General features: G+C 68.0%; 11 protein-coding genes and 1 pseudogene. 3 read left to right on the plus strand and 9 right to left on the minus strand.

Translation table 11 applies throughout. The features are described from left to right. Positions 1–280: 280 nt before the first annotated feature. Together Pma05_RS41635 and Pma05_RS41640 are read right to left on the minus strand one after the other, a co-directional pair. Positions 281–922 carry a hypothetical protein gene (locus Pma05_RS41635; protein ID WP_203863056.1) on the minus strand — a complete coding sequence of 214 codons (642 nt, stop codon included), beginning with the start codon at positions 920–922 and terminating at the stop codon, positions 281–283. Positions 923–1,065: 143 nt separating this feature from the next. Continuing rightward, on the minus strand, positions 1,066–2,874 hold the full coding sequence (locus tag Pma05_RS41640; protein WP_203863057.1) for a TniQ family protein: 1,809 nt from the start codon (positions 2,872–2,874) through the stop codon (positions 1,066–1,068). A gap of 24 nt (positions 2,875–2,898) precedes the next feature. Between Pma05_RS41640 and Pma05_RS44395 the strand changes: the two are divergent. The 3 genes and pseudogenes from Pma05_RS44395 to Pma05_RS41655 form a co-directional block, all read left to right on the plus strand. Then, a pseudogene (locus Pma05_RS44395) lies at positions 2,899–3,021 on the plus strand (GP88 family protein); the annotation flags it as partial. Positions 3,022–3,150: 129 nt separating this feature from the next. Beyond that, entirely contained in the window at positions 3,151–4,311 is a 1,161-nt protein-coding gene (locus Pma05_RS41650) for a tyrosine-type recombinase/integrase (RefSeq protein ID WP_203863059.1), read from the plus strand. Next, a complete protein-coding gene (locus tag Pma05_RS41655; RefSeq protein ID WP_203863060.1) occupies positions 4,308–4,787 on the plus strand; it encodes a hypothetical protein in 480 nt (159 codons plus the stop codon). Before Pma05_RS41650 ends, Pma05_RS41655 begins: the two co-directional genes overlap by 4 nt. Before the next feature lie 69 nt (positions 4,788–4,856). On the opposite strand, the gene istB is transcribed toward Pma05_RS41655, so the two are convergent. The 7 genes from istB to Pma05_RS41690 all read right to left on the minus strand — a co-directional run. Further along, the gene (gene istB, locus Pma05_RS41660) at positions 4,857–5,636 is read right to left on the minus strand and encodes an IS21-like element helper ATPase IstB (RefSeq protein WP_275414833.1); all 780 of its coding nucleotides are present in this window, start codon (positions 5,634–5,636) and stop codon (positions 4,857–4,859) included. Further along, positions 5,633–7,309 (minus strand): IS21 family transposase, encoded by a 1,677-nt coding sequence (gene istA, locus Pma05_RS41665; RefSeq protein ID WP_203863061.1) that lies wholly within the window; start codon positions 7,307–7,309, stop codon positions 5,633–5,635. Before istA ends, istB begins: the two co-directional genes overlap by 4 nt. 421 nt (positions 7,310–7,730) lie before the next feature. Continuing rightward, entirely contained in the window at positions 7,731–8,564 is an 834-nt protein-coding gene (locus Pma05_RS41670; RefSeq protein ID WP_203863062.1) for an alpha/beta fold hydrolase, read from the minus strand. Positions 8,565–8,591: 27 nt separating this feature from the next. Then, positions 8,592–9,014 (minus strand): DoxX family protein, encoded by a 423-nt coding sequence (locus tag Pma05_RS41675; RefSeq protein WP_203863063.1) that lies wholly within the window; start codon positions 9,012–9,014, stop codon positions 8,592–8,594. A 103-nt stretch (positions 9,015–9,117) separates the two neighbouring features. Beyond that, complete coding sequence (locus Pma05_RS41680; RefSeq protein ID WP_203863064.1) at positions 9,118–9,963, minus strand: ABC transporter permease; 846 nt, start codon at positions 9,961–9,963, stop codon at positions 9,118–9,120. Beyond that, the gene (locus Pma05_RS41685; RefSeq protein ID WP_203863065.1) at positions 9,960–10,925 is read right to left on the minus strand and encodes an ATP-binding cassette domain-containing protein; all 966 of its coding nucleotides are present in this window, start codon (positions 10,923–10,925) and stop codon (positions 9,960–9,962) included. Before Pma05_RS41685 ends, Pma05_RS41680 begins: the two co-directional genes overlap by 4 nt. Positions 10,926–11,028: 103 nt before the next feature. Beyond that, positions 11,029–11,661 (minus strand): PadR family transcriptional regulator (locus Pma05_RS41690; RefSeq protein WP_203863066.1); only part of this gene is annotated, 633 nt, incomplete at its 5' end.

An 11,661-nucleotide genomic window follows, 5' to 3' on the forward strand; every position in this document is an offset into this window, starting at 1 on the left:
CCCGCTACGGCCGGAGGCGCCGTCCGCAAGGCGGGCGACCACAGCTGCGCTTGTTCGGCCATATCGGTGAATTGCGGCGGGGCACCGCGCTCTCAGCGGTGTCCTCTTCTGCCGCCGATCGTGCGCGGCACCCAGTCGGAGCCGTCACGCTTCGTGAGCAGCGTTCGGCGCCGGTGGGGCGCGCGGAACTGCCGATGAGCGGATGTCGGTGGTGCTCAACCAATGACAGTCCGGCTTGGCTCGATGTTATGACGAGGTCGATCCGACGCCTGGTGGGTCATCAGTCGGTCCACAGGCCCACCTGGACTACGACCACAGTGGCAGCGGTAGCGACGACCAGCGCGGCACCGTGGTCGCCCCACGAACCGAGGTGGCGGTTTGCGTCCATTGCGAATACCGCGGCGGCCGACCACGGTTCCCCCTCGACCACGTCGCGGACGCACTGGTGCCACGGCCGGCTCAGCGTCTCGTCCAGCGACTCGGGGACGTCGTCCTGCCACACGTAGGGGCGGCTGTGTCGGAACAGCAGCCATTCGTCGAGCCAGGCCGCTGTCGCCACGGTTGCCGAGCCCCAGGCCAGGCTCGGTAGCTCCCACCCGCCCGTGCCGGTGGACGACGCGAGGTCGACCTCCCGTACCGGCCCGTCAGTCGCCGTCCGGAAGGCCGTTGCCAGCATCCGCTTGACCAGAGCGCCCGTCGGCGGCTTCGCCTCTACCGGGTTCCGGTTCTGGGTGAGGAACACGAACCGGTAGCCGCCGTGGCTCCAGCGTCCTTGCAACGCGGTGGAGTAGGTGTGTGTGAGGAGGGTTCGAAGCTCGGTGCCGCTCTCCCTCACCGGTCCCGTCCACAGCGCCGCCAGCTCCTCGACGGAGCCGACACAAAGACCGGAGGAACCGACCGAATCGTAATCCTCGATGATCACGGTTCGGTAGCCTACCGATCGCCGTGGCAGTGAAGGATCGGCCAACGATCGTTCCCGCGCGGAACCTCGGGTATGCCCCACCGTGACGTCACGAAGATTGCCTGCGCGGATCTGCCGCGAGTCGCGCGATGGCTCCGGCATCCTTATCTGGGTGGTTCTGTGCGGCGTTCGTCGATCTCCGCCGCGAGTTGGTCGGCGTGGTCGTTGAGGCGGTGGCGTAGTTCGGCGTAGTTGCCGTGTTCGGCGGTGAGTGCCGGCCACCTGGCGTGGACGTAGATGGAGGTCTGGCCGCCTGGTCTCGGGGCGTTGTGGTTCGGGCGTACGAGCGGAGCAAAGTAGCGTTCGCCTTGGGTGACGCGGGTCCAGATCCACACGGAGGCGAGGATCCGTTTACGGTCTCCCCAGTCGGTGCCCAGGGTGGACTTGCGGCTGACCGGTCGGCCGATGAGGTCGGCTGTCAGCTGGTGCCATTGGTCTGGGCTCATCGTCCAGGTTCGGAGAGCTCTGCGCCGCCGGCCGTAGTCGATCAGGCCCGTGGTGTTGTTCAGCCTGGTGGTGAGCGCGTCGAGGCCGGTGTTGAGAGTGGCTCGACGGCGGGGATGGTCGCGCAGTTGTCTGGACACGACGCCGATGGCGTACTTGGCGGTGCGAGGTGGGAGGCCGAGTAGCCGACCGGTGTGGTCGATGCCGCCGCCGGCGCTGGTGCGGGCCAGCAGGATCGGGACGGCGCGGCGGAGGAACTGCTCGTCGGCGTACCCAGCGAGCAGGGAGAAGTACTCGTTGTGCCATTCGGTGGGCAGGTACTGTGGGATGTGCTGCGGGCCGAAGAGGACCTGCCGTGGTGGCGGTTGGGGCGCACGACGCGGGATGCCCACGCGGTCGATCACGTGCTGAGCGCCGACCTCGGTGCCGATGGCGAGTTGGAGCCCGCGCGAGCAGGGGCCGTCGTCAGTGATGAAGCGTTTGATCCAGTCTCGGATGAACGGTGCGGCCTCGACGAGGGGACGCAACAGGAGCCGCACGGCGTCGGGCTCGCCTGCGGTGAGGACGCGGTCGGCGAGGGTGAACAGGGCCGCGCAGGTGCCTGGGTGTAGGGGCGGTTTGTCGAAGACGGCCGCGGGGCGGACCGGGTGGCCTGCGACGCGGGTTGCTTTGAGGCGGCGGCGGGCGGCGTTGGCGTGTCCGTCGAGTACGCGGGCGCGGACGGGCTCGGTGATGAGCTCGCGGCCGGCTGGCCAGGAAGCGGCCAGGAGGCAGGAGACAATCCGCAGGTCAGCGAAGTAGCCGCCCGGCGTGGTCGGCGTTCCGACGCTGACGGTGGCGGTTGGCCCGTCGACGCCCAGCAGGTCGAGCAGGCGCTGCTGGAAGGCCAGCATTTCGTGGTGGCCCCAGCCGCGAGGAAGCCGCCCAGATGCGGTGGGGGTGTCGAGGCGATACCCGCACGCGGTGGCCGAGCTGCGGCCGTCGCGGGGATGCCGGCAGGCGGCCGGGTGCATGCCGCCCTGTGCGGATGCGGGTAGTAGCGAGATGCTGCCGGCCGCCCGCTGGTGGACGGGCGTGCCGCAGGAGGGGCAGGTGTGCCGTAGCAGCCGGCGGTGGGTGGTGCACGCGAACACGACCGGAAGTCTCCAGAGCCTGCTCCAGGCGCCGCCATGGCGTTGCTGGATGATGCTGCCGTCGCCGGCCAGACATCGAGGGCAGTATCGGGTGGATCGGGTCAGGACCCAGTTCTCCTTGATGAAGATCCCGTGGGTTTGCCGGTATCGGCCGAGGAAGGCCAGGTCAAAAGGTGGGTAGCGGCCGGCGAGGCTGGCCAGCGTCAACTGGTCCACCTCTTCGGCGGTCAGCCGGGTGGCGTGGGCGAACGCTGCGGCGCGGTCCGCGTCGAGCGTGAACAGCATCCGGCTGGACGCCACCTGGCCGCTCTTGCCGGTGCACAGGCCGGTGAGCATGGCGACGGTTGCCGGCCCCCACCAGCCAACCTCATGTTCGTCCTGGACGACCTGGCCGGCTGGGAAGCCGGCATGACCGCCGAACTCGGGCGCCGCGCGTTGCACGGCCGATGGATCCGCATCCACGATTCCGGCGACTTCTTCTCCGTTCTCTGAGGGTGGTCGGCCTGTGGTGCCATGTTGCGTCCGTCGTCAGGCGGGCGCGTCCAAAACGTTCCTGTGGGGGTTGTAGCTCTGTGGCTTGATGTCGACCTTCGACTGAGAGCAGGAGAGCATATGAGGGCGTTTCCGGTGAAGATGCCGTGCGGGAGTCGGTACTGGACCGTGCTGGACGAGCGGTGGGAGCCGGTGCCGGTGGCGGACCGGTTCCTGCGAGAGCTGCGGTTTGGCCGGGACCGTGCCGAGTCGACCACGGAGGCGTACGCGCGCTCGGTCGCGCTGTTCCTGCGGTGGTGCGGGCAGACTGGCCGTGACTGGACGACGGCAGCCGGCGAGTTGGGACTGTTCATTACGTGGCTGACGTTCGCCGAGGGCGGGGAACAGCCCTTGCGGGTGGTGGCGGGTACGGGCGCGTCTCCGGTGCGGAGCACGCGCCGGATCAACCGCGTCTTGGTGGCTGTGCGCGGCTTCATGTCCTTCGCTGTGGTCGACGGCGCGGCCCCGGGTTGGGTTCTCGGCGCGCTGTATGAGCTCGCCAGTCGGCGTGACCTGCCGATCGAGGCGCAGAACGAGGACGGCAGTCTGGGACTGCGGATGCGTTCGCGGCATCGATTGAGCGAGCCGGAGACGAACGTCGACCGGGCTAGCGATGCGGAGATCGTCGCGCTGTTCATGGCGTGCCGGTCGGCGCGCGACCGGCTGATCGTGTTGTTGCTGGCCTGCGCCGGGCTGCGCCGGGGTGCGGTGGCCGGGCTGCGGCGCGAGGACATGCACTTTGCGCCGGACAATGGGGTGCTCGGCTGCGACGTGGCGGGAGCGCACGTGCACGTGGTGCGCCGGGAGAATGCCAACGGCGCGTGGGCGAAGTCGCGGCGGCCGTATGCGGTGCCGGCGGACTTCATGGTCGTGCAGGCGTACGACCAGTACGTCATCGAGCGGCATGAACACGGTGCAGGTGCCGCCAGCGATTTCGTGCTGGTGAACCTGTTTCGGGCGCCGATCGGCGGCCCGATGACGCCGGACGCGATTGGTGATCTGATCGAGCGGCTGGCGGTGCGCGCCGGGCTGGCTAGGAGAATTACTCCACACATGCTGCGCCACGGCTTCGGATCGAATCTCGCCGATGCTGGGGCGAGCCTGGACGAGATCCAGATGCTGCTCGGCCACGCGCACGCCGGTTCCGCCGCGCCGTACCTGCACCCTGATACCGCGCGCCTTCGGGCCGCTGTCGAGCGGGTCGGCACCCCGCGTGCCATCGCCCAGCAGGTTGCGCGATGAGCCCGGCGCTGGCAGTGGTACGACCAGAGACGGCACCGGGCGCCGCCGACGCTCTGTGGTCGGCGATCGACGAGGACTTCCTGACGCTGGTCGGCTGGGATCCGCAGATCCGAGTACTGACCTTCCCTCCCGCCAACCCGCTGCTGGGGATCAAGGTGTGCGTGGTTGCCGGGTGCGAGCAGGGCCGGGGCAGGCGTAACGGACTGTGCCCCACCTGCAACGAGCGCTGGGCTGAGGCGGGAAGCCCGGATGTGGAAGAGTTCGCTGCGGTCCCGCGGATCTACGGGCGTACCAATGACATCGGCCCGTGCGCGGTGCCCGGCTGCCAGCGGCCGTGGACCAGCAGTGCCGCAAACTCTGCAATGCCCATCGGACACAGCGCAAGACCCGCGGCCTGTCCAACCGGCCCCTGGCGGAGTTCCTGGCCCGGCTGGCTGCGGAGGTTTCGTCCGACACCGCTTGTTGGCGAGTTCTGACACCGCCGGGTACGTGTCGGTGCCGCGGATGTTGGTTTGCGTCGACACCGCTTCCGCGCCCGACGGGTGTCAGGTTGTCCGCTGCTTTGTGGCTTGGGCCAGACGGTAGGAGTCGGTGCCGGTCTCGAGGATGGTGCCGCCGAAGGTGAGTCGGTCGACGATGGCTGCGCATAGCCGGGGGTCGGTGAAGGTCTTGGTCCAGCCGCCGAAGGACTCATTGGACGCGATCGCGACCGAGGCCTTCTCCTCACGCTCGGTGAGGACCTGGAAGAGCAGTTCCGCGCCGCGGCGGTCGAGTTGCATGTAGCCGAGTTCGTCGATGCACAGCAGGTCGACGCGGCCGTAGCGGGCGATGGTCTTCGCCAGCGTCATCTCGTCGGCGGCCTCGACGAGCTCGTTGGCAAGCTGGGTCGCCAGGGTGTACTTGACCCGGTAGCCGGCCATGGCGGCCTCGGTGCCGAGTGCGATCAGCAGATGGGACTTGCCGGTGCCGGAGTCCCCGATCAGACACAGCGGCTGTCCCTTCTGGACCCATTCGCACTTGGCGAGGGTGTGGATCACGGCGGGATCGATGTTGGGGTTGGCGTCGAAGTCGAAGGCCCGCAGGGACTTCTCGCGGGGGAACTTGGCGGCCTTGATCCGGCGTTCGGACCGGCGTCGGGCGCGATCGTCGCACTCGGCAAGCAATGGTTCGGCGAGGAACCCGCGGTAAGACATCTGCTCACGCCCTGCCCGGTCGGCGTAGTCGGTGAAGGAGTTGCGGATGGTGGGCATTCGCAGCATCCGGCACGCTTGGTCGATCGCGGCGTCGGCTGCTTCTTCGGTCATTCCACGGCGCTTGGTGGTCACGGTGCGGCTCCTTCGTTCGGGGTGTCACGTCGGCTGGCCAACAGCTGGTCGTACTTCTCCACGCTCGGCAGCGGCCGAGTGTCGGCCGGGATGTGGGCGCGGAGCCGGCGCTCGGTCAGCGATCGCACGGCAGGGATCTCGCCTTCTCCGCGTGCCCTGTCGCCGCTCATCAGGGACTGGTGGTCCGCTGTCGTGTCGTCGGCTCCGCCATCTGCTGTGTCGTTGTACTTGCGCGCTTCCAACGCGACAGCGTCCGCGGTGAGCGCGCCTGCACGCAGCGCCGTCGCGAGTCCGGCGACGACGTGGTCGTGTGGAAGGTGCCGGTGCAGCATCAGGACCTCAATGAGGGCACGGGTGCCGTCGGCGTCACCGTGGGCCTTGCAGGCCGCGGCCCACCAGGCGTCGTGAACGGGCGTGAACCGCCCGGATGCCCTGGCCTGCTCCAGCGCTTTCGCACCGGGTGGCGCGCCCGGTTTGCGGAGGAGGACCTCGAGATAGTGGTCCAGGTCGACCCGGGTCGAGCCCTTGGTCATGAGCCGTTCGTGGCGGGCGATCTCGGTCCTGCCGTCGAACACGACCAGGTCGCTGGCGTTCAGGAGCACCCGGGCTTGACGGCCGACCATGCGCGCGGGCACGGAGTACTTGTTCATCCGGACCGTGACCTGGGCGTACCGGTCCACGCGCGGGGTGAACCAGCGGCCGGTCTCGAACGGCTCGGTCGGAAGGGGCGCGAGGAGTGGCTGCTCGGTGGCGAAGTGTTCCCCAACCGTGCGGGCGCGGGACCCGATCCGCCGGGCGTCGTCGGCTTCGTCCCAGGCGTCGACCATAGCGTTGAACTCGGCGAGGGAGTCGACTTCTGGGATGGGGACGAGGTGGTTGCGTCGGAACCAGCCGATCTGCCCCTCGACGCCGCCCTTCTCGTGCGCACCTTGGATTCCGGGCTGGCAATAGAAGGCTTCGATGCCGTAGTGGGAACGGACGGCGGTCCACCTGTCGGCCTCGACCCGCTGGCGGGAGAATCCGATCACGCTCGCGACGGCGGCCTTGAGGTTGTCGTAGCGGATCTTCCCGGTCGGCACCCCACCGAGCACGTTGAAGGCGTGGACGTGACCCTCGAAGAAGGCTTCCTGCCCAGCCGAGGCACTGACCCTGTGCACGGCCTTGCCCGAGTAGGAGAGCCGAAGGCTGAACAGCGCGCAGGTTACGAGCTCGCCGCGCAGGCGGATGGCGACGTCGCCGAAGTCAACCTCGGCCTCGCGGCCCGGGCGGTGCTCTTGCGGGATGAACGCGTTGGCAGGTTCCCGTCCGACCTCGACGCGAATCTCACGGCGTCGGGTGGCGACGTACTCGCGGACCATCCAGTACGACACCACCCCGGCCCCGTCATGTTCGTCAAGCAGTCGATCGAAGATCCGCTTCGCCGTGTGTCGCTGCTTCCGCGGCGCGTCGAGGTCCGAGCGCAGCCAGTCGTCGATCACCACTCGGTACGCGTCAAGCCGTGAGCCGCGTTTGGGCGGTTGCTTTCTCTCCTTCGGCCATGCAGATTCCAGCGCCGCTGTCACGGTTCGGAAGCCGACGCCGTGCTTGCGCTGCAGCGCGCGGTTGGACATCCCAGATCGGGCATCCCGTCGGATCGCCGCGTACAGGTCGACCCGGGAACGCGGCTGCGTCATCGGTGGCACTCCTGACGTGAGCACGCCGTGGGCACGACTTTCGGCACCGGGCCACCGCCCGGGAACGGTGACCGCATGCGACCACAGCCCGGAATCACTGGCCCTACCGAGGTGCCTGGTCATGTGCTGCGCAGGGCTTCGATGGGCAGTACTGAGTCGGCCCGGAGTGCGGGGTACGACCGACGACGGAGCCGATGAGCAGCGAGTAGGCCAGGTCGAGTCCCACTGAAGCCCAGGTCAGTACGACGGCCCGGCCTTGCGTGGTGACGAAGACGTTGGTGACGAGCACGCCCAGGATCAGGCCTGTGATGCCGCCGACGACATCAACCTCGACACCACCTGTCCGCCCCGTGTCCCTGGCGCGACGAAGATCTGCTTGCGCGGTGCCTAATCGGTCTTCCCGCGACACCTCGCGGGCCCCTCAGTGTTCGCTGCTGAAGAACCGTAGCAACAGCGGGCCGACGGTCTGTGGGTCGACGACGTGATCCGGCCCCTCGAGGGTCTCCCGTTGAGCGTGGGGTAGTAGGTCTGCAAGCTCGTCGGCTGCGCGGTCGAAGAAGTCCGAGGGCAGGCCTGCCATATAGGGGACCGTGATCGGTCCTCCGGTGGTGACCAGGACCGGTTGGGTGACCGTTGCCAGTCGATCGGCCGGCAATTGGTAGCGGTTGAGGAAGACGCTGTCGTGGACCAGCGTGGGCGCGAGGGCGACCGAATGCGCCCAATGCGCCGTCTGCTTGCCTGCCGCTTTCCTGGCCGCGATGTTGTCGTCGGAGGCGCCGGTCATGCGCATGAACAGTTCGAGAACCTCCTCGTCTCGCCCGGCGTCGAAGGCGCGTCGGGTGTCCGCGATGTACTCCTCGAATCGCGGGCGTATGTCGTCCCCGACCGCGTAGGGCACCTCCCACACGGCGATCGTGTCGATGGCTGACCCGGCCGCGGCGGCTTCCAGCGCCAGCGCGCCGCCTGAGGACGCCCCGAACAGGTGTGCCGAGCCGCCCGCCTCCGCGATCAACGCATCCAGGTCCTCGATCTCCCTTTCCACGGCGTAAGGCTCGGTGAAGCCGCTCTCGCCGCGTCCCCGACGGGCATAGTTGTAGACCGTGAAGTGCTCGGCGAGAGCCGGCGCCAAGGGAGCGTTCTCCACCCCGTCGTCGAGTGCTCCGCCCACCAGAATGACGGCCGGACCGCTTCCTTCCCTGTCGTAGGCGATGGTGGTGCCATCGTTTGATGTCACGCGAAAGGCCATCTCGTTCATCTCACATCTCCGTTCGAGAGGTTTGTCTCAGCGCCTGAGCAGCGTGCCGACGACGGCCTCGGTGCGCGACCACCGCGCCCTTGCGATCACGGCCGCCACGACGAGAAAGGCGAGCGGCAGCCAAGGGCTCTGCTCGAGCACGAACTGATCGGTGATGACAGCACCGGTCAGCAATGCCGCCAACCCGAGACTGGCCAGGCCCGCCAGAGCCGGGATCAGAAGTCCAACTCCTCCCGCGACCTCCAGCGCTCCGACCAGGTACCGGAGCCACTGGCCAGCCCCGATGTCGGCGAACATGTCCACCATGGCCGGGTCGCCGGCGAGCTTCGAGATTCCGCCGCCGGCGATTATCGCCGCCAGCACGACTTGCAGAATCCAGACCCCGATGCTGCTCGCCCGCCCGGGCGTGTGCGCAACGGTTTCCGAGTTGTTCTTGGGGATGGTGCTCATTCGGCTCTCCTTGTCGTGTCCGGGCCTGGTACCGGTGATGGCGTTGGCCGAGTGGGCCGGGTTGTCGGAGTTGATTTCGACCAAGTGCTCGCGGTAGCGGCATCTACTTCTTGTTGCGGTAGAGGACCATGGTGATGGGACCGAAGACCGCGACGAGAAGTACGGACGAGACGAGCACCCAGCCGATTTCCCCGGCGGGCACCGAGCCGTCCATCAGGCCGCGTACCGCGGTCGCCAGGTGGGTGATCGGGTTGACCTCGACGACCGCCTGCATCCACCCGGGCATCGTCTTCGGGTCCACGAAGATGTTGCTCACGAACGTCAGCGGGAACATCACCATCATGCTGACCCCCGCCACCGAGTTCGGCGTGCGCAGGATCAGGCTGAGCATCGTCCACAGCCACGACAGGCAGAACGAGAACACCAGCAGCAGCACCACCGAGAGCACCACGCCGACGGCGCCACCCTCCGGCCGGAACCCTAGGACCAGTCCGAGCGTGATCACGATCGCCGACCCGATCGAGTAGCGCATCACATCGCCGAGCAGGGCGCCGACCAGCGGCGACGGTCGCCACACCGGAAGTGACCTGAACCTGTCGAACACCCCCTTCTGGATGTCGGTGTTCAGCGTTATGCCGGTGTTCATGGTGATCATGACGTTCGCCTGCACCAGGATGCCGGGCAGCAGGAACTGTAGGTACGCCTGTGTCGACCCGGCGAGCGCGCCGCCGAACAGGTAGGTGAACATCAGCGTGAACATGATCGGGAACATGGTCACGTCGACGAGCTGCTCGGGCACGTGTTTGATCTTCAGCAGCGCCCGCCAGCCGAGTGTCAACGAGGTGAGCACCGGGCCGGGGCGAGACGGCCGCTCACCGGCCAACAGCACACTGCGCAGCGCGTCCTCGGTGACCGGCGCCGACGCCTGCTCCGCGGTCGTGGCGGTCATGCGGCATCCTCCTCGGGTGTCTCCTCGGCGGCGTGTCCGGTCAGGGTGAGGAACACCTCGTCTAGGCTCGGCTGACCGAGCGCGAACTCGGTGACGTCGATGCCGCTGCGGGACAGCTCGGCCAGGGCGCGGGCGACCCGCTCGGGGTCGGAGATCCGCGCGGACAGCGCGGCCGGGTCGGCGGACGGCTCGGCCGGCACCTCGAGGACGCCGGCGAGGACCCGTTCGGCCTCGGCCCGCTGCTCGGGCGCACGTAGCCGTACGTGCAGCGAGCCGGCGCCGACCGATGCCTTGAGCTCGCCGCTCGAGCCCTCGGCGATGACCTTCCCGTGGTCGATCACCGCTATCCGGTCGGCCAGCTGGTCGGCCTCGTCGAGGTACTGCGTGGTCAGCAACACGGTGGCGCCCTCGGCGACCATGCCCCTGACGATCTCCCAGACCTGGTTCCTGCTGCGCGGGTCGAGCCCGGTCGTGGGCTCGTCGAGGAAGATCAGTTCGGGGGTGACGACCAGGCTCGCCGCGATGTCGATGCGCCGGCGCATCCCGCCGGAGTACTTCTTCACCTGCCGGTCGGCCGCCTCGGCAAGACCGAACGCGTCGAGCAGGTCGGTCGCCCGCTCCCTGCCTCGGCGGCGTGAGTAGCCGAGCAGTCTGGCGAGCAGCAACAGGTTCTCCACCCCGGTGAGGTCTTCGTCGACCGACGCGAACTGCCCGGTGAGGCCCACCCTGCTCCGCACCGCCTGGGCGTCACGCACGACGTCGTAGCCGAGCACTTGCGCCTCTCCGGCGTCGGGGCGCAGGAGCGTGGCCAGCATGCGGATCGTGGTGGTCTTGCCCGCCCCGTTCGGACCGAGCACGCCGTACACGCCCTCGGCGCTCACGGCCAGGTCGACACCGGCGACCGCGTGGGTCTTGCCGAAGCTCTTCTTCAACCCTCTCGTCTCGATCGCGAGCTTTCCCATGGGTTCGATTCCTTCTCTCGGTGGTGCGAACGGATTGGTTGAGCTAGTCAAGTTTGACTACTTGGCCAGAGTACACGCGGAGGAAACGTCTAGTCAAGGTTGATTAGGAGTGCATCTTGAGGTGACCGGGGACCGTTCGCCACGAACCCGGATCATCGGCCATGGTGTAGGCGCCCTCAGACAGTCGTTTGCTCAGGCTCTTCGCCCACTCGAGTTCGGTGCGTGCGTGTCCCGCCCACAGTTCGGCCTGATCGCGGACGTGCTCGGGGGCGTCCCTATTGGGGTGCTCCCGCCACTTGGCCTGCTCTACGAGCTCCGCTTCCAGGCGCGCGACCCGCTCGTTAACCTGCGCGATAGCATCTGTCCTGGTCAGCATGGGCAACATGGCGATGGACGCGTTGAGCATGTCCGGGTCGTGGGTGCGCCGCAGACCGTCGCGGACCAGTTCGACCATCTCGTCACGTCCCCGAGCTGTCGCGCGGTACAGAACGCGCTCCGGCCCGGAGTTGCCCGGCTCGGCGTGTTCGGTGAGGAGGCCATCAGCCGCCGCCTTCTTCAGCGCGTGATAAATCGAGCCGGGCTTGATCTTGGCCCAACTCTCCGCACCCCAGCTCTGCAGTTCGGACCGCACCTGGTAGCCATGCGCGCCGCCGGAGAGGTGCACGATACCGAGTACCAGGAGCTTCGTCGCCGACATGCGCCCACCTCCGCTCAACCCTCTCGTCTCGATCGCGAA

Source organism: Plantactinospora mayteni, from assembly GCF_016862935.1.
Classification (GTDB): domain Bacteria; phylum Actinomycetota; class Actinomycetes; order Mycobacteriales; family Micromonosporaceae; genus Plantactinospora; species Plantactinospora mayteni.